General features: G+C 40.4%; 27 protein-coding genes, 2 tRNA genes and 1 riboswitch. Of the genes, 12 read left to right on the plus strand and 17 right to left on the minus strand.

Annotation, left to right across the window (positions count from 1 at the left end):
• Window positions 1-63 precede the first annotated feature (63 nt).
• The 6 genes from I593_RS01240 (at window position 64) to I593_RS01265 (ending at window position 6,184) form a co-directional block, all read left to right on the plus strand.
• The gene (locus I593_RS01240) at window positions 64-819 is read left to right on the plus strand and encodes a YadA C-terminal domain-containing protein (protein ID WP_409360587.1); all 756 of its coding nucleotides are present in this window, start codon (window positions 64-66) and stop codon (window positions 817-819) included.
• Window positions 820-1,040: 221 nt separating this feature from the next.
• Window positions 1,041-1,739 carry an outer membrane lipoprotein periplasmic chaperone LolA gene (gene lolA, locus I593_RS01245; protein ID WP_026441312.1) on the plus strand — a complete coding sequence of 233 codons (699 nt, stop codon included), beginning with the start codon at window positions 1,041-1,043 and terminating at the stop codon, window positions 1,737-1,739.
• Window positions 1,740-1,947: 208 nt separating this feature from the next.
• The gene (locus tag I593_RS01250; protein WP_016165775.1) at window positions 1,948-2,745 is read left to right on the plus strand and encodes an RsiV family protein; all 798 of its coding nucleotides are present in this window, start codon (window positions 1,948-1,950) and stop codon (window positions 2,743-2,745) included.
• A 129-nt stretch (window positions 2,746-2,874) separates the two neighbouring features.
• A complete protein-coding gene (serS, locus tag I593_RS01255) occupies window positions 2,875-4,146 on the plus strand; it encodes a serine--tRNA ligase (RefSeq protein WP_016165776.1) in 1,272 nt (423 codons plus the stop codon).
• A 75-nt stretch (window positions 4,147-4,221) separates the two neighbouring features.
• Window positions 4,222-5,595: a siroheme synthase CysG gene (gene cysG, locus I593_RS01260; protein WP_016165777.1), complete on the plus strand. Its 1,374-nt coding sequence runs from the start codon at window positions 4,222-4,224 to the stop codon at window positions 5,593-5,595.
• Window positions 5,596-5,701: 106 nt separating this feature from the next.
• Window positions 5,702-6,184, plus strand: coding sequence for a tRNA (cytidine(34)-2'-O)-methyltransferase (locus I593_RS01265; protein ID WP_016165778.1), 483 nt, complete (start codon window positions 5,702-5,704; stop codon window positions 6,182-6,184).
• Between the two features lie 27 nt (window positions 6,185-6,211).
• Here the strand turns inward: I593_RS01265 and I593_RS01270 are convergent, their stop codons facing one another.
• The gene (locus I593_RS01270) at window positions 6,212-6,598 is read right to left on the minus strand and encodes a winged helix-turn-helix transcriptional regulator (RefSeq protein WP_016165779.1); all 387 of its coding nucleotides are present in this window, start codon (window positions 6,596-6,598) and stop codon (window positions 6,212-6,214) included.
• A gap of 180 nt (window positions 6,599-6,778) precedes the next feature.
• On the opposite strand from I593_RS01270, the gene I593_RS01275 reads away from it, so the two are divergent.
• Window positions 6,779-7,495: an SDR family NAD(P)-dependent oxidoreductase gene (locus I593_RS01275; protein ID WP_026441311.1), complete on the plus strand. Its 717-nt coding sequence runs from the start codon at window positions 6,779-6,781 to the stop codon at window positions 7,493-7,495.
• A gap of 69 nt (window positions 7,496-7,564) precedes the next feature.
• Entirely contained in the window at window positions 7,565-8,119 is a 555-nt protein-coding gene (locus I593_RS01280; RefSeq protein WP_016165781.1) for a flavodoxin family protein, read from the plus strand.
• Between the two features lie 45 nt (window positions 8,120-8,164).
• Here the strand turns inward: I593_RS01280 and I593_RS01285 are convergent, their stop codons facing one another.
• From I593_RS01285 to rpoD, 6 genes are all read right to left on the minus strand, one after another.
• Window positions 8,165-9,562, minus strand: a complete 1,398-nt coding sequence (locus I593_RS01285) for an APC family permease (RefSeq protein WP_016165782.1) — start codon at window positions 9,560-9,562, stop codon at window positions 8,165-8,167.
• Between the two features lie 242 nt (window positions 9,563-9,804).
• Window positions 9,805-10,989, minus strand: a complete 1,185-nt coding sequence (locus tag I593_RS01290; RefSeq protein WP_016165783.1) for an iron-containing alcohol dehydrogenase — start codon at window positions 10,987-10,989, stop codon at window positions 9,805-9,807.
• Window position 10,990: 1 nt separating this feature from the next.
• Window positions 10,991-11,524 carry a hypothetical protein gene (locus I593_RS01295; protein WP_016165784.1) on the minus strand — a complete coding sequence of 178 codons (534 nt, stop codon included), beginning with the start codon at window positions 11,522-11,524 and terminating at the stop codon, window positions 10,991-10,993.
• Window positions 11,525-11,605: 81 nt separating this feature from the next.
• A complete protein-coding gene (gene lipB, locus I593_RS01300) occupies window positions 11,606-12,268 on the minus strand; it encodes a lipoyl(octanoyl) transferase LipB (RefSeq protein ID WP_016165785.1) in 663 nt (220 codons plus the stop codon).
• Window positions 12,269-12,402: 134 nt separating this feature from the next.
• Window positions 12,403-12,690, minus strand: coding sequence for a YbeD family protein (locus I593_RS01305; RefSeq protein WP_026441310.1), 288 nt, complete (start codon window positions 12,688-12,690; stop codon window positions 12,403-12,405).
• A gap of 122 nt (window positions 12,691-12,812) precedes the next feature.
• Entirely contained in the window at window positions 12,813-14,702 is a 1,890-nt protein-coding gene (gene rpoD / locus I593_RS01310) for an RNA polymerase sigma factor RpoD (RefSeq protein ID WP_016165787.1), read from the minus strand.
• A 420-nt stretch (window positions 14,703-15,122) separates the two neighbouring features.
• On the opposite strand from rpoD, the gene I593_RS01315 reads away from it, so the two are divergent.
• Both I593_RS01315 and I593_RS01320 read left to right on the plus strand, forming a co-directional pair.
• On the plus strand, window positions 15,123-15,332 hold the full coding sequence (locus I593_RS01315) for a PA3496 family putative envelope integrity protein (protein ID WP_016165788.1): 210 nt from the start codon (window positions 15,123-15,125) through the stop codon (window positions 15,330-15,332).
• Between the two features lie 68 nt (window positions 15,333-15,400).
• Window positions 15,401-15,925, plus strand: coding sequence for a YecA/YgfB family protein (locus I593_RS01320; protein ID WP_016165789.1), 525 nt, complete (start codon window positions 15,401-15,403; stop codon window positions 15,923-15,925).
• Between the two features lie 98 nt (window positions 15,926-16,023).
• Here I593_RS01320 and I593_RS01325 read toward each other — a convergent pair whose 3' ends face one another.
• The 3 genes from I593_RS01325 to trhO all read right to left on the minus strand — a co-directional run bounded on the left by I593_RS01325 (window position 16,024) and on the right by trhO (window position 18,161).
• Entirely contained in the window at window positions 16,024-16,443 is a 420-nt protein-coding gene (locus I593_RS01325; protein WP_016165790.1) for an ABZJ_00895 family protein, read from the minus strand.
• Window positions 16,444-16,466: 23 nt separating this feature from the next.
• Window positions 16,467-17,090 carry a DedA family protein gene (locus tag I593_RS01330; RefSeq protein WP_026441309.1) on the minus strand — a complete coding sequence of 208 codons (624 nt, stop codon included), beginning with the start codon at window positions 17,088-17,090 and terminating at the stop codon, window positions 16,467-16,469.
• A gap of 138 nt (window positions 17,091-17,228) precedes the next feature.
• Window positions 17,229-18,161 (minus strand): oxygen-dependent tRNA uridine(34) hydroxylase TrhO, encoded by a 933-nt coding sequence (gene trhO / locus I593_RS01335; RefSeq protein WP_016165792.1) that lies wholly within the window; start codon window positions 18,159-18,161, stop codon window positions 17,229-17,231.
• A gap of 202 nt (window positions 18,162-18,363) precedes the next feature.
• On the opposite strand from trhO, the gene I593_RS01340 reads away from it, so the two are divergent.
• Both I593_RS01340 and I593_RS01345 read left to right on the plus strand, forming a co-directional pair.
• Complete coding sequence (locus tag I593_RS01340; protein WP_016165793.1) at window positions 18,364-18,849, plus strand: DUF1289 domain-containing protein; 486 nt, start codon at window positions 18,364-18,366, stop codon at window positions 18,847-18,849.
• A 44-nt stretch (window positions 18,850-18,893) separates the two neighbouring features.
• A complete protein-coding gene (locus tag I593_RS01345; RefSeq protein WP_016165794.1) occupies window positions 18,894-19,505 on the plus strand; it encodes a LysE family translocator in 612 nt (203 codons plus the stop codon).
• A 54-nt stretch (window positions 19,506-19,559) separates the two neighbouring features.
• Here the strand turns inward: I593_RS01345 and ribB are convergent, their stop codons facing one another.
• The 7 genes from ribB to I593_RS01380 form a co-directional block, all read right to left on the minus strand.
• The gene (gene ribB / locus I593_RS01350; RefSeq protein ID WP_016165795.1) at window positions 19,560-20,219 is read right to left on the minus strand and encodes a 3,4-dihydroxy-2-butanone-4-phosphate synthase; all 660 of its coding nucleotides are present in this window, start codon (window positions 20,217-20,219) and stop codon (window positions 19,560-19,562) included.
• Window positions 20,220-20,330: 111 nt separating this feature from the next.
• Window positions 20,331-20,486, minus strand: a riboswitch (FMN riboswitch).
• 180 nt (window positions 20,487-20,666) lie between these two features.
• Window positions 20,667-21,047, minus strand: coding sequence for an aspartate 1-decarboxylase (gene panD / locus I593_RS01355; protein ID WP_016165796.1), 381 nt, complete (start codon window positions 21,045-21,047; stop codon window positions 20,667-20,669).
• A 145-nt stretch (window positions 21,048-21,192) separates the two neighbouring features.
• Window positions 21,193-21,774, minus strand: coding sequence for an aminoacyl-tRNA hydrolase (gene pth / locus I593_RS01360; protein ID WP_016165797.1), 582 nt, complete (start codon window positions 21,772-21,774; stop codon window positions 21,193-21,195).
• 19 nt (window positions 21,775-21,793) lie between these two features.
• Window positions 21,794-22,090 (minus strand): 50S ribosomal protein L25, encoded by a 297-nt coding sequence (rplY, locus tag I593_RS01365; protein ID WP_016165798.1) that lies wholly within the window; start codon window positions 22,088-22,090, stop codon window positions 21,794-21,796.
• Between the two features lie 100 nt (window positions 22,091-22,190).
• Complete coding sequence (locus I593_RS01370; RefSeq protein WP_016165799.1) at window positions 22,191-23,144, minus strand: ribose-phosphate pyrophosphokinase; 954 nt, start codon at window positions 23,142-23,144, stop codon at window positions 22,191-22,193.
• 36 nt (window positions 23,145-23,180) lie between these two features.
• Window positions 23,181-23,255 (minus strand) — tRNA-Gln (locus I593_RS01375).
• Between the two features lie 92 nt (window positions 23,256-23,347).
• Window positions 23,348-23,422: transfer RNA gene (locus I593_RS01380), tRNA-Gln, on the minus strand.
• Window position 23,423: the final 1 nt, after the last annotated feature.

A 23,423-nucleotide genomic window follows, 5' to 3' on the forward strand; every position in this document is an offset into this window, starting at 1 on the left:
GCTACAGGTGCAACGGGAGCTACAGGTGCTCAGGGTGAACAGGGTCTGCAAGGTTTACAAGGCATTCAAGGCGTCACTGGTGCAACAGGTGCTACTGGTGCAACGGGAGCAACAGGCGCTACTGGTGCAACGGGAGCCACAGGTGCTCAGGGTGAACAGGGTATTCAAGGTTTACAAGGCATTCAAGGCGTCACTGGTGCGACAGGTGCAATCGGTGAGCAAGGATTAAATGCTTATCAACAAGCTGTGGAAAATGGTTTTGATGGTACGGTGGTTGAGTGGTTGGCAAGCCTGAAAGGAGCCAATGGTACTACAGGAGCCAATGGTATTAGTGCTTATCAGTTAGCAGTAAACAATGGTTATGCTGGAACTATTACCCAATGGTTGGCAAGTCTGAAAGGTGCAAATGGAGCTGATGGTACAAATGGCATTACTCCAGAGGAAATGGCTGCTGCGGATACCACCATATTGAATCAAGCCAAAACTTATATAAACCAAGTTGGTCAGCAAACGTTGAATGATGCAAAAGCTTATACTGATAGTCGAGTGAATGCATTGAATCGAGACTTACGGGATTTGGAAGATCGGACATATGCTGCTGTAGCTTCTAGTATCGCAATCGCATCTTTACCGCAACCGACTGAAGCTGGTATGAGTATGGTAAGCGGTGGTATTGGGTTCTGGGAAGGTGAGCAAGGTTATGCCTTTGGTGTAAGTGGTGTGACTGAAAATAATAAATATGTCTATAAAGTTGCGTTAACAGGTAATAGCCAAGGTGACTTTGGTGGCGGTGCTTCTGTAGGCTACCAATGGAAATAAGTGTGAATTGATCTTAGTAGCTCAAGCAGAAAAGCTCCTGAACTTCAGGGGCTTTTTTGCATATGAGCTAAAAACAAGCTCTTCATCATGATGGATGTGGCACTACATTAAACATTAATATTTATACAAATCTTCTTATTTTCTCAATTATTAGCCACTGGATTTGGTTTAATATGGGGCTTTCAATAGATTGCGAAATAGCAAATAAAAAAGGTGATGACATGAACATGCTTCGTAAAACCATGTGTGCTGTAGCATTGGGTGCAGTGACATTAGCACCGATGATCAGTACTACTGTTTTTGCAGCACCTGTAGCAGCATCGGAGCAACAAGCAACTGCAAACTTGGTCAAGCAGTTAAGTGGTATTCAAAGTTTATCGGCTAATTTTGAGCAGACAACAAAGGCCTCAAGTGGTGCTAACAAGGCGCAAAAAAAAGGCTTAGCTGCGCAACATATGAACCAAACTTTTAAAGGGACGATGAAAGTTGCACGCCCAGGTAAATTCTATTGGGAGACGACCACACCTGCAAAACAAACTATCGTAACTTCAGGTAAAACGGTATGGATTTATGACCCAGATTTACAACAGGCAGTTCGTCAAAGTCTAGATGAGCAAGTTGCAAATACGCCAGCGTTGTTATTATCGGGTAATACCAACCAGATTATGAAGTCTTACCGCGTGACTCAACCGAATAAAGGTAAAACCTATTACACCCTTTATCCAAAGAGTGATGATGGTGCTTTCCAAAGTTTAACCATCAGTTTTGGTGGTAACAAAGCTCCGAATTTGATGATTTTACAAGACTCATTGGGTCAAACGACTTATGTAAAATTTAATAATGTTAAGGTGAATGCGGCAATTCCAGCATCGACTTTTAATTTTACTCCGCCAAAGGGTACAGATATTATTGATCAATAAATCTGAAAACCTATATCAAATGACGATTGATAAAAATGCAGCCTAAGTGCTGCATTTTTTACATTAATAATTCAATAAATGATCCCGATTGAAATATTCATTCGAATAAGTAGTCAATACGTCGGGCTACATTTTGTAATTTCATCTTAAAGTTAGAGTTTGTATAGTGAAATACAACGCTTGAGGATACTGAATATAAGGTTTATTTATGAATACTTACCAATTAAAACAACGAAATTTAGTTTTACCGCTGTTGTGTTCAGTGGTTTTATTTACAGGTTGTCAGCCGAAAGAAGCCTCACAGAAATCTGTGGAAGCTAAAACTACAGCCACGGAAGCATCGGCTACGCAAGTCATTCCTGCAATTCAGGCAAAAGTTGTCCCTGTGAAATTGGCTAAACCTGAAGCGTGCGAAACGGAAGGATGTACGCAATACGATATTCAAACGGTTGCAACCAATTTTAAATGGATTGATCAGTATTTTATGGATCGGATTAAAAAAGCTGATCCAATAGCATTTTCAGATCAACCTAACCAGAAAGTACGTATTGAGGAAGGGACACAGCCAGGTTTAAATCAAAGTTCGACTTATGTGCGTTATGTGGGGCAAAACGATAATTTCGCAACTTTTGCCATGCAGAGTTATAGCTATTCAGCAGGCGCGGCACATGGCATGTACCATCAGGAATTCGTAAATTTTGATCTGAGCAAGAAAAAGCGTTTAGCACTACAAGACGTTTTAATTAAAGGTGTTGATGCCCAAGTTTTAGATGCGCTATATGACAATAATCAAAATTGGTTGCAAGAACACAATATAGAAAAGGCTAAACTACAACTTAGTGATAATTTTTATTATGGTGCAAATGGTTTGGTATTTGTGTATCCACTTTATGAGCTCGCCTCTTATGCTGAAGGCATGAGTGAGTTGACATTGCCGTACTACACATTGAAAAAATTTGTACGCCCTGAATATTTACCAAGTTTGCCGCAATATCCTGAGCATTAAAAAATGCATGAATAAGTCTAATTGATGGATTATTGCCTGAATGTGGTGATGCTAGAACGTTGCTGACTGTATTTTTTGGCATGAACAGCTTACACTATAGCCAGTTTTTTTCTTTAGTAAAGACTGGCTATGATCGACCCGAAATTAATCAGAACAAATATTGAGGCTGTAAATTTAGCCTTGGCAAAACGTGGCATTCAATTGGATGTAGCAGAGTGGGCATCATTAGAAGCTCGCCGTAAAGATTTACAATCCAAAACTGAAGCGTTACAAGCTGAGCGTAATGCGGGCGCAAAACAAGTTGGTCAAATTAAAAAATCTGGTGGCGATGCATCGGAAATCATGGCACGTATGGGTGCTATTGGTGATGAAATTAAAGCTGCTGAGGTTGCTTTAGCTGAATTACAAGCGGAACTTGAAGCAAAACTTCTTTCAATTCCGAATATGCCACATGAGTCTGTGCCAGAAGGTAAAGACGAGAGTGATAATGTTGAAGTGTATACATGGGGCACACCACGTAGCTTTGACTTTGAGATTAAAGATCACACTGACCTTGGCGAATGGATGGGTGGTTTGGAGTTTGAAACTGCTACTAAATTAACGGGTTCTCGTTTTAGCGTCCTCAAAGGACCTTTAGCACGTTTACAGCGTGCTTTAACTCAATTTATGCTCGATACGCATACCTTGAAAAATGGTTATACTGAAGCCTATGTGCCATATTTAGTAAATGCTGATTCTTTACGTGGTACTGGACAACTTCCTAAATTTGAAGAAGATTTATTCAAATTACAGGGTGAAAAAGAATACTACTTAATTCCAACGGCTGAAGTGCCAGTCACCAACTTTGTCCGTGATGAAATTATTGATGCTGATCGTTTGCCATTAAAATATGCAGCGCACACGCCATGTTTCCGTAGCGAAGCTGGTTCTTATGGTCGTGATACGCGTGGTTTAATTCGTCAGCACCAATTTGACAAAGTTGAGATGGTGCAAATTGTAAAACCAGAAGATTCTATGCAAGCCTTAGAAGAATTAACAGGTCATGCAGAAGGTATTTTGCAAGCGTTAGGCTTACCTTACCGTAAAATCACGTTATGTGGCGGAGATATGGGCTTTGGTGCAGCAAAAACTTACGATCTTGAAGTTTGGGTACCAAGCCAAAATACTTATCGTGAAATTTCTTCGTGCTCAAATATGTGGGATTTCCAAGCCCGTCGTATGAAAGCTCGTTACCGTGCCGATCAGAAAAAGACAGAATTTGTACATACTTTGAACGGTTCTGGATTGGCGGTAGGACGTACTTTATTGGCAGTGATGGAAAACTATCAACGTGCTGATGGATCGATTGAAATTCCAGCAGTATTGCGTCCATATATGGGTGGTGCTGAATACATCGATTAATTAATTATTCGATGGGTGTACATTTGTGCACGAAAATTGCTTTAGATGATCAGATGTAAATATTAGAGGTATTCCGTGGAGATATTTCCAATCTCTTTAAAGCTGCAACAGCAACCTTGTCTGATTGTCGGCGGTGGGCGTATCGCTTACCGCAAAGCGGTTTTATTGGCCAAAGCAGGCGCAATTCTGCATGTAATTGCGCCTGAAATTGAACCAGATTTACTGACTTTGGTACAACAGACCCAAGGTCAGTATATTGTTGCTGCTTTTAAAACACAGGTGAATGTACGTGATTATCGCCTTGTGATTGCAGCGACCAATGATCGCGCTGTCAATCAACAGGTGTTTGAAGTCTGTGAAGCGGAAAAGGTTCTTGTTAATAGTGTAGATGACCCTCCACATTGTCGCTTTATGGTTCCTGCCATTATTGATCGTTCACCTTTGATTATTTCTGTGGCAAGCAATGGCACATCTCCCGTTTTATCTCGCCAAATTCGGACGCAGTTAGAAACCTTAATTCCGCATGGGATGGGTAAACTGGCGGAGTTTTCGGGTAAATGGCGTACGACAGTAAAGCAAAAAATTACTAATCCTGATGAGCGTCGCATTTTTTGGGAAGATTTGTATGCAAGTCCACTCAAAGAGCAGGTGTTTAATGGCAATGAGGCTGAAGCCGATCAACTAATTCAACAGGCATTACAAGAATGGAAAACTCCGAAAGGGGAAGTCTATTTGGTTGGTGCTGGACCTGGTGATCCTGAACTCTTGACTTTAAAAGCATTACGCCTAATGCAACAAGCAGATGTAGTCATTTATGACCGTTTGGTATCACAGCCAATTATGGATTTATGTCGTCGTGATGCAGAAAAAATATATGTAGGCAAAGCGCGCTCTAATCATTCAGTACCCCAAGAAGGTATTAATGCATTATTGGTCAAATATGCGAGTCAAGGCAAACGTGTTTGTCGGCTAAAAGGTGGTGATCCATTTATTTTTGGTCGCGGTGGCGAAGAAATTCAAGAGTTGTTTGATGCAGGCATTACCTTCCAAGTGGTGCCAGGGATTACTGCGGCATCAGGCTGTTCAGCTTATGCAGGTATTCCACTGACGCATCGTGATTATGCGCAAAGTGTTCGTTTCTTAACAGGGCATCTCAAAGAAGGTTCGCCTGAGTTACCTTGGGATGAGCTGGTCTATGAAAATCAAACTTTGGTGTTGTATATGGGCTTGGTCGGCTTAGAAAATACTTGCCAACAACTGATTGCACATGGACAACGTCCCAATATGCCTGTTGCCTTGATTTCTAAAGGTACAACACCAGAGCAAAAAGTGGTTGTTGGTACTTTGGCGGATATCGCGAGTAAAGTGAGCGAACATCATATTCAAGCACCGACTTTAACCATCATTGGTGAAGTGGTGAGTTTACGTGAACAATTGAAATGGCAGTAACACGATTGCCATTGTTTCATTCCATCTGCTATTTATCTAAGATTGAATTGTTCTGATATGAACTGCTCATCGAAGATAAGGCAAAATTATTAAGTTGAGAAATGTTGTGATCCATGTTGTTTTATACGAGCCTGAAATTCCTGCCAATACAGGAAATATCATTCGTTTATGTGCCAATACTGGAGCGCAGCTACATTTGGTCAAACCTTTAGGTTTTGAGTTGGATGATAAAAAATTAAAGCGTGCTGGTTTGGATTATCATGAATGGGCACGCATGCAAATTTGGGACAATATTGAACAATGTCTTGAATTTCTGGCGGCACAAGGTGTGGATAAAGATGCTATCTATCCTTTAACGACTAAAGGAACTGAAACACCACATACTTCTGATTTGAATCGACCAGTTGCATTATTAATGGGACCAGAAACACGTGGTTTACCTGAACATGTGCGTTTAATGTTTCCACAGCAACATTGGATTCGTTTACCAATGGCAGCCAATTCTCGCAGTTTGAATTTATCTAATGCCACTGCGGTAATTGTCTATGAAGCATGGCGTCAGCAAGGTTTTAAGCAACTAGCAGAATAATAAAGTAACAAAAATAGCAGAGTCGATTTAAACCGACTCTGCTTGTTCTTGGCGCTGATCAAAACCCTGTCTTGATTTTAAGACTTTCCCCATATTGGCTTCGACCCAATCTTTCATTAAATAGGCATTTTGCACAAAATCTTTGCCTATTTCAGTCAGTGCATATTCAACACGAATGACATTGTCTTCATGAATAGTACGCGTTAAAAATCCATCACGTTCTAATATTTTTAATTTTTGTGAGAGTACTTTAGGTGAAATCCCTAGAATATTCTTTTTCAATTCATTGAAATGCTGAGATTCCTGATCTAGCGTATATACAATTAATAAAATCCATTTATCTGCAAATTTTTCAAAAAAAAGTCGTGCAGGACAATCAGGATGAAAAATATTAAATTTCAGTGGCTTATTCATAACTTATCAACCTCATTGATTGCATTTTGGCACTTTAATATCAATTTTTACACCAGTTACCTTGTGGTAACTAATTGATACTAGGTTTCAAAAGTGTATCATGAATGAATCAAGATTGCGCTACTGTTATCCATATGGGCTGTATTGCGATCACCAATCATTTTTGCGATGGGTTTAGCAATGAAAGTTACAGATGCTGTTGTTTTTGTTACAGGTGCTAATCGTGGATTGGGTTTGGCAATTGCTCGTCAAGCACGTAAACAAGGCGCAAAAAAAGTATATGTTGCCATGCGTCAAGTAGTAGGGTTTCAAGAAGAAGGTTTAATTCCTGTGCAACTTGATGTGAATGATGAGCAATCGATCCAGCGTGCAGCGCAAACCTGTGCTGATACGAATATATTGGTCAATAATGCAGGCATTGCACTGTTAAATACGCATCCAGTAGATGCGAATATTATTGATACAACCCATAAAATTTTAGAAACCAATTTGTTTGGCATGATGCGGGTTACACAAATATTTTCGCCTTTTTTGCAGCAGAAACAACAGGGTTATGTGGTGAATATTTTATCGGATGTCTCTTGGGAGCCGAGTACCTCATTAACGGGTTATGCAATTTCTAAAGCTGCAGCATGGTCTTATACCAACTCATGTCGTCAATGGTTATCTCAGTTTCATATTCAGGTGATGGGTGTTCATGTTGGATTTATTGATACAGATTTAACCCGATCATTACCTCTTACTAAGTTTAGCCCTGAGTTTGTTGCAGAACAGATTTTTGAAGGGATTCAACAAAATGCTTATGAAGTTCTGGTGGGGGAGAGAACCCAAAGTTTAAAACAAGGCTTGAGTGACGTCGTGGCAAGTTATGTCAAACTCAAACCTGATCAGATTTAGCAAAAAGTCATGTGATTGCATGAGTGTATTAAAGTTTAAAAATATTTGATTTAAATAGAGGAAAACAAGATGTCTAATATTTCTGTGGTTTATTTTTCTGGTTATGGTCATACCAAAGTGATTGCACAAACCTTTGCTCAGGAAATTTCAGCAAATTTAATTGAAATTGATGCAAATGGTGATATTCAGGAACAGGATTGGGCGACACTTGATCAATCAGATGCGATTGTGTTTGGTGCACCTACCTATATGGGAACTGCCCCTTGGCAATTTAAAAAGTTTGCTGATGCAACATCGAAAAAATGGTTCACGAGTGAATGGCAAGACAAAATTTTTGGTGGATTTACCAATAGTGCTAGTTTAAATGGTGATAAACAGGTCACGTTAATTCAGTTACAAACTCTTGCTTCTCAGCATGGCGGAATTTGGGTGAGTTTGGGCTTATTGCCTGCAAATAGTAAATCAGCAACCCGTGAAGATGTAAATAATTTAGGTGGTTCGGTTGGCTTATTGGTCCAAACACCTTCAGATGCGAGTGTTGATGAAATTCCTGTAGGCGACCTCAAAACTGCTAAAGCTTATGCACAGCGTATTGCCAAGATTACTAACAAGTTTTTGGCATAAACCAACATAAAAAAAAGACGCATCAAGCGTCTTTTTTTACGAGAATTAATGATGATGATCATCAAATTCATTATGTTGCGGAGCGGGTTGTTTGAACCCTTTGGTTTTATAACCTAAGTATAAGATCCCAAACATTGCCCACCACAAACCATATTTCAAAGCAGTTTCTTCAATTTCAAGCCACATGGCAAAAATACTTAAGAAACCTAGCATTGGAATAACCACAAAATTAATAATTTCTTTGGCAGATTTTGTACGGCCATCACGTAGTGCATAACGTGAAATCACCGATAAATTCACAAAAGTAAATGCTGTTAAAGCACCAAAACTAATCATTGAAATTACAATATCAAGGTCCATAAAGCCCGCTGTTAAAGCAACTAAACCGACAATCAAAATATTGTAAGATGGGGTATATGTTCTTGGGCTGATATGACCAAATACTTTTTTATTGATGACGCCATCACGACCCATCACATACATTAAGCGTGATACGCCCGCATGTGCAGAAATACCTGATGCCATAACCGTCACAATTGCAAAATACAATACGGCTGTTTTGAAGGCTACACCGCCCACAGCCTGTAAGATATCTGGCTGAGTTGCTGCGACATCTTCAAAGTAAGTTTTAGGATCATTCGGGAAGTAAATTTGCATGAAATAAGTGCTGATGATGAAAATCACACCTGCAAATAATGCCGTCATGAAAATAGCTTTAGGTAGCGTTTTTTCAGTATCTTTGGTTTCTTCTGCTAAAGAACTTAAAGAGTCAAATCCTGTGAAAGAGAAGCAGAGTAAAGTTGCACCTGTAATTAATGCACCAACAGTGGTCATCTCGTTCCAAAATGGTTCAAGGCTCCAGAGCTGATATTTAGCATTAACCAAAGTGCCATCTGCATTCACGCCACCAGCCAGTAATTGATACACCATCCATGTAAAGTATGCAATTACACCCAACTGAACGAAAACAATCAGACTGTTAAAGTTGGCAACAAAACGCGCACCACGTAAGTTTACCCCTGTCATCAGTGCAGTAAGACCCACAACCCAAACCCAATGATTCACATCTGGAAATAACGCTTCTAAATAAATCACCGCCAGAACGATATTCACCATTGGCGATAATAAATAGTCTAACCAAGATGACCAACCCACCATAAAACCGACATTAGGATGAATAGATTTTTGGGCGTAGGTATAGGCAGAACCAGAAGAAGGGTAGCGACGGATCATGTGCCCGTAACTTACTGAAGTAAATAGAATTGCAACCAAGGCAATAATATAAGAGGTCGGAACATGATAATGGCTTTCTTCAGATACTAACCCGAAAGTATCAAACAAGGTCATTGGCTGAATATATGCTAAGCCAATAATGACGATGTGCCAAAATCCAAGCGTTTTTTGCAGTTTAGCTGCCGATTGAGTCCCAGAGTTATTTGTCAACGGCGTTATCCTCTTAATCGTTGATCAAGGATCAGTCATGTTTATAAGGATCGTTTGAGACGAACGATCCCCCCTACGAATAAAATAAAGTGCGCCAATCTATCCTAAATTGATGTCACTTGTCAGTAATTTTGTAGAATTTTTAGCAAATTCTCTGCCAAATAGGTAAAAATTAGATGACTCATGTGTCATTTATAAAAAAGCCCGATGTTAGAACATCAGGCTTTTTATTTATTGAATTTCTACCATGCTTTTTGAAGGATAGATCTTAAATCTTCAAAGGATGCTTCTTTGGGATTATAGATGATGGAACCATCGTTTAAGGCTTTTTCAGCCACTTCATCTAATTGAGCTTCGGTGACTTTACCCGTTTCTTGTAGCGTTCTTGGTAGTTTGGTCAGGCTGAACAAGCGGTCACGCATGGCTTGAATGGTCGTGATGGCTTTATCCGCACGTAAATGTGCTGGGGTTTGTGCATAAATATCTGCTCCTGTAAGAGGAAGGAGTAGATCTGCGATTTTGTCGCCATTCACTTCTTTGTTGTATTCGAGTACATAAGGCAAGAATAGATTCATGCATAGGCCGTGGGGGAGGTGAGCAACAGCACCGAGCGCATGGCCTAAAGAATGAACCAGACCGACCATAGAATTAGAGAAAGCAATGCCTGCCATTGTAGATGCTTGCGCCAGTTCTAAACGACCTTGTGAATCATTAAGGTTATCTAAAACATTAAATAAATTAGTGCTAATTTTCTTAATCGCAGCCGTTGCATAAGCATCACTGATCGGGTTGGCTGCCATGCACGTGTAGGCCTCAATTGCATGAGTAAGTGCATCCATTGCCGTCATCGCAGTTAAATGCGGTGGCAAAGTAAGCGTCATGCGTGGATCAAGAATTGCAGCATGCGGCATAAGGTAGTATGAAGCAAATGCCATTTTTACATTCTTGGCTGTGTCGGATACAACTGCAACCATGGTCACTTCAGAACCTGTGCCTGATGTGGTTGGAATTACAAAGAAAGGTTTTAAAGGCTTAGGTAAGTTGTGTGCACCTGAATATTGCAGTAAATCATCACCGCCTTCACTGACTAAAATATTAGTGGCTTTCGATGTATCAATCACAGAGCCACCACCAACGGCAATAATCGCATCACATTGATTTTCACGATATAAAGCAGCGGCACGACGCACAGTATCTAAACTTGAATCTGGGGGTACATCATCAAAAATACAGCCAATCACTGCATCGGTCGATTCAAAAGCAGCTTCAATAGGGGCTAATAATTTGTTACCACGCACGCCTTTGTCGGTAATGATCATAGGGCGTTTGGCGCCTAAAGTCGCAAGTTCAAAAGGAATATGCTCTAACGCAGCATTACCTGCAATAACTTTAACTGGGCAGAAAAATTCATAATAAGGCTTTGCCATGTTATGCACTCCGTTTGAAATATGATTGAGCCACTTTAAGATAAATATTGGCTGCACCAGTCAACTTTTCTTTTAGGCTAAGTTCGTGTGGGTATTGTTTCACTGCAAGTTCAGCCAGTAATTTTGGTAAAATCAACGCTTCCATTTTATTCAAGCAACGAACTAAACGAATGGCATAAGATAAATCGCCATCGGCAATCATTCGGTCATTGGCAAATGCTTGAGCGGTACTTTCCTGAAAAGAAAAGACTAAAAATGCATGACTGAGATGCTTGAAGGTAATGGTGAGGTCTGGTTTTTGCTCAGTGTCATTCAATAATAACAATTGATGATCATCGGTGACTTTGGCAATAAAAGCGGGACCATGCGGGAATACTTTCATGGACAATACGAAATTTGCAGGGAATTTTGCAACTTCCTGCCGAACTTCATCATCCACCTGACTTGCCATAACCAATCCTCTGCCAATCACATCCATCATGAGTTTGACATAGGCGAGCTGTAAAGCAGGTTTTACTGATTTTTTTAAAATCACTTGCTTATCCCTTAGTTTTAGAGTCTTTTATTTTATTTAGAGTAAATACTCTAATTTATTTTACTACGTAAAGTAAAGTGCTTATTGTTGAACAATTTGAACTTTATTAAAGTACCCGCTGTTTTCTAAAGTTTCAATGATATCGACGCATAAGTTTTCAAAACTTGGTGGATTTTGTTGAATTAAGTCATGAATGCGTACCATTTCTAAGCCTGCATAACCACATGGATTAATGGTGTGAAAACCGGCCAAATCACAATTAATATTGAGTGCTAGTCCGTGATAACTGCGCCCACGACGAATTTTAAACCCCAAAGAGCCAATTTTACGTTCATTTACATACACGCCAGGTGCATCGGGTTTGGCATAGGCTTCAATCCCGTATTTTTTCAACAACTCAATCATCAAGTTTTCTGCATACGACACCAGCGTTCGCACATTCCAACCAAGACGATTTAAATCGAACATGAAGTAAGCCACCAATTGACCCGGGCCATGCCATGTCACTTGTCCCCCTCGATCTGTTTGTACTACAGGAATGTTTGAAGGAATTAAAATGTGTTCTGGTTTGCCTGCTTGCCCTTGAGTGAGTACATCGGGATGTTGTAATAACCATAGTTCGTCAGGCGTTTCAGCATCGCGCTGTTCGGTCAATTGTTTCATGTCCTGAAAGCGATCGGCATAAGGGGTAAGCTGAGTAAATTGACGAATGATTAAAGTCGGTTTGAGTACAGCATCAGTCACGTCGACAGCATCCTTAACAAGATTTGAATGTGAACTAAATTATAAGCTGAGCGGAGTCGGATAGGGAGATATATCTAAAATGGAATAAAAATTGATATAAAAAAACACGCAATTCGCGTGTTTTTTTTGAGTACTTATAGTGCAGTTTTAATTAACGGGCAAGCCGCAAGATCTGCATATAACTGATGGACTTGTTCTAGCTCTTCAAAGCGTAGTTGCGCAGTGAGAGAGTGATATTTACCTGTCCGTGATGGTTGTACTTGGATCGATTCACCATCAAATTCAGGGAAATGTTTTACTAAAATTTCAACTACAGCAACACGTAACTCAGTGCCAGCAAGACCAATGAGTTTAATCGGGTAGTCCATTGGGAACACCCAAAGATGTTCTTGTAATTCACGAGATGGTGTGCGGTCTAACATAGTCATGAGCGTCAGTCCCCCTTATTTCAAACGCCTGCGAGAGTGCAGGCGTTAGGTGTTGCTCTTAAATACATAATGGAGACAAGCGATAAAATTTCAAGCCTCCATCGGATCTTTACAAATTAGTCGTTTTCTAGGAATGAACGTAAATGTTCAGAACGAGAAGGATGACGTAACTTACGAAGTGCTTTAGCTTCAATCTGACGAATACGTTCACGTGTTACATCAAACTGTTTGCCCACTTCTTCCAAAGTATGGTCGGTTGGCATATCAATACCAAAACGCATTTTCAAGACTTTCGCTTCACGTTCAGTCAAGTTTTCAAGTACTTCACGGGTTGCTTCTTTAAGACCTTCTGAAGTTGCAGCATCGACTGGAGAGGTGATGTTGCTGTCTTCAATAAAGTCTCCTAAATGCGAATCTTCATCATCACCAATTGGCGTTTCCATAGAAATCGGTTCTTTGGCAATTTTGAGGACTTTACGAACTTTAACTTCGTCCATTTCCAAGCGTTCGCCGAGTTCTTCAGGTGTAGGCTCACGCCCCATTTCTTGAAGAAGCTGACGAGATACACGATTGATCTTGTTGATGGTCTCGATCATGTGTACAGGGATACGGATGGTACGTGCTTGGTCTGCAATCGAACGAGTAATCGCCTGACGAATCCACCACGTTGCATAGGTCGAGAATTTATAACCACGGCGGTATTCAAACTTATCTACTGCTTTCATCAAGCCGATGTTACCTTCTTGAATCAAGTCCAAGAATTGTAAGCCACGGTTGGTATATTTTTTGGCAATCGAAATAACCAAACGAAGGTTGGCCTCAACCATTTCCTTTTTCGCACGACGTGCTTTCGCTTCACCAACTGCCATTCGTTTAGAAATGTCTTTAATGTCTTTAACATTCAAGCCCAAATCTTTTTCGATATCGGCAATTTTTTGTTGGAAAGCAAGCACATCAGGACGAACTTTTTCCAAATGAGCTTTATGTTCAGCAGGGGCTTTGGCAATTTGTTCATCTAACCAAGCAAAGTTAGATTCTTGACCTGGGAATGATGTACGGAATTGAGTACGATCCATACGACCACGACGAACTGCATAGCGCATCACTTCACGTTCAGAGGTGCGAATTTGGTCATGTGTACCACGAATCATTTCTGAAATGATATCAAATAGACGCGGAGTAAATTTGAACATCATGAATACGGTTGCAAGGGCTTCAAGTGCAGCTTTAGCTTCGTCACTATTACGACCATGTTTAGCAATTACTGTTTTGGTTTGTTCCCAAGCATTTGAAAGTTCTGCAAAGCGCACTTTCGCAACTTCAGGATCTGGACCTGAATCACCTTCAGAATCATCATCACCTTCAGACTCTTCATCTTCGTCATCGTCATCCAATTTTACGTCTTTAGTTGACTTGGTTGAAGCCTCTTCTTCATCTTCAATTTCTTCAGCTTCATCTTCTAAGACTTCTGGAATGTCATCATCGGTTTCAGGATCTAAATAGCCTGATAAAATATCAGCAAGGCGACGTTCGCCTTCTAGAAAATCATTATATTCTTGTAAAACGACTTCAACTGCATTTGGCCAATAAGCAATAGAATGCAGAACATCACGAATACCTTCTTCGATACGTTTCGCGATGCTAATTTCACCCTCACGGGTTAAAAGCTCAACCGTACCCATTTCACGCATATACATACGTACAGGGTCAGTGGTACGACCAGGTTCGTTTTCTACAGAGGCAAGAACGGCAGCAGCTTCTTCTTCTGCAACTTCATCGGCAGCTTCTGCATTGTCTTCGAACATTGTATCGTCAGATTCGGGTGCACGTTCGTGTACAGGAATACCAACGTCTTGAAGCATCTGAATAATGTCTTCAATCTGTTCGCTTTCAGTAATCGAGTCTGGGAGATGATCGTTAACCTCGGCATAAGTTAAGTAACCTTGTTCTTTGCCTCGGCTAATCAGAGCCGCTACTTGCGAAGTAGGGGAAGTCATATCGCTCATCTTTGCTCACTCTTGGTTGAATCTGTGACTGTGAAAAACCGTGCTGGATAGCTCAGTTTGCTTCATAAAATTATCTATAAACTGCAATCTATCTCATCAGGAATAATCAGCCAATAAAGCCGCCTGATAAAATATTCAATATAAATTTAAGGATAAAGATGGGGGTGAAATTGTTATTTTCAAGTTCATCCCTTGCGCTTGTCAGTTCAAAATTCAAAACGTAGAATCAAAATTTATTTTGAATTTAATGTTAAAAAACTAAAAGACGCAGGGTGGATTATATCATGCCATAAAAACTGGTTAAAAAGAAAGGCTAAAACTCCAATTAAATGCAATAAATTTAAATAAAACTTGACAAGGTTTCGGAAGAACGATAAATAGCGCCTAGACCCATTATATTTTTATTCTGAGGTAGTTTGAGTGTCTTCAACAGATTTTGAATTAGATGATAACTACGGTGATGATGACGTCAATTTTGACGAGGCATCAGGCAAGATTAGCGCAAAAGAGTCGCTGGAAAAACGTCGATTAATTGATGACCTACTCGCACAACGCCGTTTAGAGCGCGAGTTAAAAGACTTTGATTATGATATAGACGATGACGACGATTTCGATGATGAGGATGATTAAAACTCACGATGAGAATCGCGTGTTGAAAATGTTATGCTACGTCTTACAATTTTAAGCTTGGATATAAAATGAGTGCTTTAGATTTAGACCTATTGAGTGAATATCTAGATGGTGACCAAAATGAGCATGGTCTAGATTTCGCAGCGACTCATGGTTTTTTATGTGCAATTGCTGTTGGTCCGCAATTTGATCGCTGGTTAGATGAGCTTTTTGAAGGTAATCAGAAAAAAGTTCCTGCTGAGATTATTGCACAAGTTAAATCTTGGCTAGACAGTATTCGTCAAAATTTGGCGAATGAGGAAGGAATTGAATTTCCTTTTGAAATTGAAGAAGCTGACGTAGAGTCAAGCTTAGGGGACTGGAGTGTTGGCTTTGTCGATGCGATGTTCCTAAATGAAGAAGCATGGTTCGCACCAGAATACGAAGAACAATTGGTTGATTTAACTTTACCAATTATGGTGTTCAGTGGTATCGACGAAGAAGATCCGCAAATGGAATCATTCCGTCGCAATGGTCAATTGATGGATGAATTGGCTGAAGAAATTCCAGACAATTTGAACGAATTATATTTGATGTATCACACCCCAAATTAATTCTATCACCTTAAAAAAAGCACCGTCAGGTGCTTTTTTTACACTTATTATACGTTGAAGGTCATCTTATTCATTTTGAGCTTGATACGAATAGAGCGTTACATTAGTTGCCATTTTCTTGCGATAAAACTTGCATACCAACCATAGGCAAAATGGAAAATGATGCCATGTACAGCGATTAAGCACAGCATGATGAGTGCTGAAATACCTAGACCTGCTTCATCGGCAGTTTTTAAAATTTGCTCTGCATTGGGGTTCATTAGTACCAAGAAAAATACAAAGAAACTCGCGATGATAATAGCAATCGCACTACAGCCCCAAACCAATTGAATTTTTTCATCACTGCTGGGCAGGCGTTGTTCTTTTTTGACAAAATGGCTTGCGCTTAATAAGGCGGAAGCAATCAAAGCTGGAATTAGAGTGATTCCGCCTAAATGTAAACCAAAAATCAGAATAGCTACAAGAATCACTAAAGCGATACTATAAATTGCAGCAAAATGTTTTAAATAATGCTTCATGTAAACCCTTAAATTAAATCAATTTAGTCTTTAAAATGTTGTTTTTTTCTTCGATATCGGCGATATAAAATCCATGAAATGGTTAACAATGCAAGACTAAGCATTACATAGCCTACTTGGCTAAAAATTTGATGCATCAGAGCTTGGTTCTCACCAAAATAGAAACCTACGCAGGCTAAGAAACTGGTCCAAATAATGGTGCCTAAGCTGCTGTAGAACATGAATTTCCAGAATGGCATCCGACTCATGCCAGCAGGAATACTAATAAGCGAGCGAACAGCAGGAACCATACGACCAAAAAAGACGATGCGGTGTCCATAATGTTCGAACCAGTCTAGGGCAGTTTTAACATCGGTTGATTTAACAAAGAAATATTTGCCATATCGGTCAACGAAACGAAAGATGGTTGCATGATTAAATTTATAACCAATCCAATATAGAACTGCTGCGGCTACTAGAGAGCCAATACAACCCGCAATAATCACACCAATGAGTCGTAGCTCACCCTGTGAGGCGGTATAGCCAGCAGAAGGCATAATAATTTCAGATGGTACAGGGGGGAACACATTGTCCAAAAACATCAGCAGAGCAATACCGAGATAGCCAAGTTGCTCCATAACGGAGATAACCCATTCTGTCAGGTTCATATACATTTATGAAAGTGAAGACAATTTATCCTAGTAGGATTTGAAACAGCGGTAAAGCATTGTTTTGTATTTATTTGTCTTATTCGGAGTATAAAAAAAGCCTCCACAAGAGGAGGCTTTGGGGAATTTCAATAATGATTAAAGGCGTTTACGTTTTGCCGCTGCAATTTGAGATTGACGCATACGGAAACCATCTTTCTGCTTATCCGTAGTTTTATCTACGCAATATTTGCAAGATACACCATGTTCATAACTTGGCTCTTCAACCTCAGTCGGTAATAATGGCCAACCACATGCATGACATTTAATATTTTGACCTTCTTCAACACCGTGAGTCACTGCTGTACGACCGTCAAATACAAAACATTCGCCTTCCCACATGCTTTCTTCAGCTGGGGTTTCTTCCAAATATTTTAAAATACCACCTTTCAGGTGATACACCTCTTCAAAGCCTTCTTGTAAAAGCAAAGAAGTAGATTTTTCACAACGAATACCGCCTGTACAGAACATCGCAATTTTCTTGTCTTTATGCTGTTCAAGGTTTTTCTTTACGTATTCTGGAAATTCACGGAAAGTTTCAGTTTGAGGATCAATCGCACCTTTAAAAGTACCCGCTTTATATTCGTAATCATTACGAGTATCGATTAAAATCACGTCATCACGTGCAATCAGTTCGTTCCATTCTTTAGGATCTAGGTAGTGACCAACTAAATCACGGGGCTTAACTTCTACGCCCAGAGTGACAATTTCTTTTTTGAGTTTGATTTTCATTTTACGGAATGGCTTTTCAGAGCTGGTCGACTCTTTATATTCCATTGCGTTGAAGCCTTCATTTAAAAGAAATTGATGAACAGCATCAATTGCCGCACGGTCACCTGCAACGGTACCGTTAATTCCTTCGTCTGCAACAATGAGAGTACCACAGAGGTTGATAGAATTTACCAAGTCTAAAAGACGCTGTTGTAAATCAGCAGAATCTTGAACTTCTTTGAATTGATAAAGTGCGGCAACCACCCAACCAGAGGTCGCTTGCTGTTCTACAGGTGCAAGCTGTTCTACAGTAGCGTTCATGGAGTACTCCAAATATAAACGAAGGATAAATTTAAGGCGCGTATTTTAGCGCGATTTGTGAGAATAAGCGAGAAAACCCATTAAGAATTATGGTTTTTTAATACGCTTAGAAAAGGTATTATGCTTGAGCGGTTTTTAATAGATGTTAAAAACTTTGAATATCATTTTTACGATAGTATCTTGCTGATTTTAGGAGTTTATTTTGAGTAATGATCGTCGGATCGCTTCACTCACGCCATGTGCAGGGCGTTGTTCTACGGTCTTTGGTGATGCAGTTTGTCGGGGATGTCGTCGTTTTAATCATGAAGTGATTAAGTGGAATACATATTCAGCAGCACAGCAAAATGCAGTTTGGGTTCGATTAGATGCTCAACTTGATCAGATTTTAGTTCCTATGTTGCCTTTGGCAGATTTACGCCACGTAGAAGGTTTTGTTTTGTCCAAGCGTGTACGTTTACGACCAGAAGCTTCAAAAGGACGTAAGTTATATCACGCCTTGAAAATTTGTGAAAAAAACAAAAATTTCACTCCAGAAAGTGGTTTGGGTATTACTGAACGGCAAGTGAAAGGCTTGTGGCAAGAATTTGAACGTCGTGTATTGGCATTGGCAACAGCAAGTTATGATCTGGCATTTTTACGTGCTGATGGAATTAGTCATAGCTTATTACGTGGTGACGAAGAAGATTAAAACGCGCACTTTATTTTAATGTGTATAAAAGAAAGTAATGACTTGTGAATTATATTGAATATTTTTTATATTGTTTTGCCGTTGTGATTATGATCGCTACACCTGGTCCAGTCATGCTATTGGTCGCCAGTGCAGGTTTAAAAGGGGGCTACCGTAGGGCTTTACAGACCATTTTTGGTACTAATTTGGCTTCTCTCGTGCTGATTGCTGCTTCGATTGCGATTCTAAAAGGTTTTCTCACGATTAGTGAGCAATGGTTTAATGTCGTTAAGGTTTTAGGCTGCCTGTATATTGTTTATTTGGGTGTCCAGATTTTAAGAGAAGTTTGGCAGGGCGACGTTGGCACAGAGAGTGCTTCGGGCAATGTTGCAAATGGTGGATTTAAGCAGGGTTTCCTTGTGGCCATTTCAAATCCTAAAGATATTATTTTCTTTGCTTCTTTCTTCCCTCAATTTATACAGATTACGCCAAATTTGAATTTGAGTTTGGGTATTCTGACCGTGAGTTGGATTGCACTTGATTTTGCAACACTCTCTTGTGTGTATTTAATGTTTAATCGCTTTTCACGCTCTAAGATGTATCAGCATTTGTTGGCTTGTTGCGGTGTAATTTTAATAGTTGTTGCGCTTTATGGTATTTATGCCACATTGTTTTGAACACGATTCTGAATCAGGCAAAAAGTCCCAGCATGAAGACTGGGACTCGGCAATTTATACATGATGAGCTAAGCGATATTGCACTAGTTCTTCAATAGTAATAACAGTAAGCTGGTGTGTTTCTGCATACGCCAAAACTTGAATACCAGAAGCCATACTACCATCTGGATTGGTCAATTCACATAAAACACCAGAAGGTTTAAGTCCTGCCAAACGGGCAAGGTCAATTGTACCTTCAGTATGCCCACGACGGCTAAGTACACCTCCATCACGCGCGCGTAATGGGAACACATGACCTGGACGGTTTAAATCGCTGGCAACTGCACCTGTACGGGTAGCCGCTTGAATAGTGGTTACACGGTCTTGCGCTGAAACCCCAGTTGTTACCCCTTGAGCAGCCTCAATAGTCACGGTAAAGGCCGTTTTAAATTGGCTAGAGTTATCACTCACCATAGGTGGTAGTTCTAAATGGTCTGCGAGTTCGTTGCTGATGCAAAGACAAACAATACCAGAACCATCACGAATCATTCGTGCCATGGTTTCAACGGTTAATGTTTCTGTTGCAATGATTAAATCGGCTTCATTTTCACGATCAAAATCATCCATTACCAAAACAGGTTTACCTTGGCGAATATCAGCTAAAGCTTGCTGGATACGTTGTTCAGCTGGAGGAAGGGCTGAAAAGAAAATTTGGGGTTGAATTAAACTAGACATTGAAACGCTCGCGTAAGTTGAAAATACGGTTGAACATTTCAGGACATGTGAAAATAGGCTCGTAGCAAAACCATCTTACTGTTCTTTAGGCAATAAGAAGGGTGTTGATGACGTCGTCTTCTTTCATCCGGACTATACCGTCGGCTTTGGCATTGAACCAAATCTGCATGCAGTTTTAAGGCTACATGCTCGTGGGCTAAATCAGTACTTTAAATATTGTGCTGAAATTACCACCGGTGGGGAATTACACCCCGCCCTGAAGCGATGTGGCTCTATTATAGTCTGGTTTATATAAAATGTGATATTTCATCTAACCTTAGCGTCATCATTATTTCTGAGAAGGTTTGCAGTGAAACTGCTAAGACAATTAATTGAAGGAAGGGGGAGAGAACTTGGTAATTTTACAGCAATAAAAAAGCCCGCATTATGCGAGCTTTTTTCTATATCTTAAGCCACTTGTACAGGAATACAGTTTGCAGTGTGGTTGACTGTGTTGTCTGGGTTAGCATAGACCAAACGTGGTTTGTGTGCATTGGCTTCAGCTTCGGTAAAGGCGCCGAAAGTTGCAATGATCACAAGATCACCAACATCCGCTTGGTGAGCAGCACCACCATTCACAGAAATAATGCCTGAATTGTCTTCACCACGAATCGCATAAGTCGCGAAACGTTTACCATTAGTTACGTTCCAAACATGGATTTCTTCGTATTCGCGAATACCCGCCAAATCCATTAACACACCATCAATTGCACATGAACCTTCGTAATGAAGTTCAGCATGGGTAACTACAGCGCGGTGAATTTTGCATTTAAGTAAACGAGATAGCATGGTGAGCGTCTCCTGAGTGGACCTAAGACCGTTATCTTTTGTTTGAATTAATCCGCTTCTTACTGCTTCAGTAATGGGCAAAAAACGCATTTTGCTCTGAAATGAACAGCATGGCAAGAAAGATTGTTCAACAATTCAAATAAATTCAGTTGGGTTTATAAGCATTGATTTGATTCATTGCTTGTTGGATATCACCATTCACGAGTAACTTGAGCCGTGATAGTGCATGGTCGATGGCGTCATCCATTAAACCTTGTTCACTGCTTGGCGCTTTGCTAAGCACATGTCCAGAGACACGTTCTTTAGAACCAGGATGACCAATACCAATACGCAAACGGTGAAAATTTGGACCAAGATGTGGAACAATGTCACGCAGTCCATTATGACCACCATGACCACCGCCCGTTTTAAGGCGAATAACACCAGGGTTCATATCAAGTTCATCATGGGCAATTAACATTGCTTCAGGCGCAACTTGATAAAATTTGCAGAAGGGAACAACACTTTTGCCTGAAAGGTTCATAAAGGTTGTAGGTAAAAGCAGACGAACGTCTTGACCTTCGATATTACCACGACCACTTATTCCAAAGAATTTAGGGTCGGCTTTTAATGTAATGCCATATTTTTCTGCAATGCGTTCTACAAACCAGAAGCCTGCATTATGGCGGGTTTGGGCATATTCCTTTCCAGGATTACCCAAACCAACAATTAGCGATATATTAGCCACTAATTTACACCATTAACACTTATGCGCGTTTGAAGTCAGCGTGCATAGGTGTGTTTTTAGCTGGGTGACGTTGTAACGCTTGGATTTTAACGTTTTCAACTTTGTCGCCAACTTTGATTTCAACAACTTCTTCAAAGAATGCATTGTTTTCTAAAGCTTTAACAAGCTCACGAAGTTCTAAAGTAACAGCTACAGGTTCAGCGTTACCACCGTAGATGATAGCTGGAACTTGCGCAGCGTGACGAAGGCGGCGGCTCGCACCTTTCCCTTGGTTAGCTGCTTCACGTGCTTGTGCATTGAATACGAAGTTTGCCATGATAGACATCCTTAATTTAAGTTTAAATAAACTAGATCTGCGACCGATCTAGTGAGACAAAGCCCTGCACTGGGCAGGGCTTTGGAATTTCAGCGCTGTATTATAGATAACTATCGAACATTGCGCTAATAGATTCTTCGTTATTAATACGACGAATTGTTTCAGCAACCATGCTGGCAACTGAAACTTGGCGAATCTTACCAAGCTGTTGTGCTTCTTCAGAAAGCGGAATTGTATCTGTAACAACGAGTTCATCGATGACAGAGTTTTTCAAATTCTCAATAGCTTTGCCTGAAAGTACAGGGTGAGTTGCATAGGCAACTACACGACGAGCACCAAAGGTTTTTAGTGCATCAGCAGCTTTACATAAAGTGCCTGCTGTATCTACCATGTCATCAACAATGACACAGTCACGACCTTTTACATCACCAATCAAATGCATCACTTGTGATTCATTCGCTTTTTGACGACGTTTATCGATAATCGCAAGATCAATATCGCCCATTTGTTTTGCAACAGCACGAGCACGAACTACACCACCAACGTCTGGAGAAACAACCATAAGGTTGTCATGAGACTGTTGGCGTAAGTCTGCAAGTAATGCAGGCGTACCGTAAATGTTGTCAACAGGGATATCGAAGAAACCTTGGATTTGGTCTGCATGCAAGTCGATCATTACAACACGGTCAATCCCTACAGTGGTCAGCATATCTGCGACAACTTTTGCAGTGATTGGAACACGTGATGAACGAGGACGACGGTCTTGACGTGCATAACCGAAGTAAGGAATGACAGCCGTTATACGACCAGCACTTGCACGACGTAAGGCATCTGCCATCACTAAGATTTCCATGAGGTTATCATTAGTTGGCGCACAAGTAGGTTGTACGATAAATACGTCTTTACCACGAACATTTTCAGTGATTTCAACAGCAATCTCACCATCAGAGAAGGTAGAAACTGAAGCAGCACCTAAAGGAATGTGCAAATGGCTTACGACTTTTTGAGCGAATTGTGGATGAGCAGTTCCACTAAAAACGACAAGATTGGGCATGAAGCACCCTTGGCGGTTGGTATGTTTGAAATTAGATGGCAGGGGCGGCTGGATTCGAACCAACGGATGGCGAGATCAAAACCCGCTGCCTTACCACTTGGCGACGCCCCTAATGCGGCAGAACTTTAATATTTTTGCGTGTTCATGTCAAGGTAAATTAACAAGAAGATGCAAAGTGTTGTTCTGTCTTTTAAACTTGAAATTGGCAGGGGCGGCTGGATTCGAACCAACGGATGGCGAGATCAAAACCCGCTGCCTTACCACTTGGCGACGCCCCTA

Source organism: Acinetobacter tandoii DSM 14970 = CIP 107469 (assembly GCF_000400735.1).
In the GTDB taxonomy this organism is placed as follows: domain Bacteria; phylum Pseudomonadota; class Gammaproteobacteria; order Pseudomonadales; family Moraxellaceae; genus Acinetobacter; species Acinetobacter tandoii.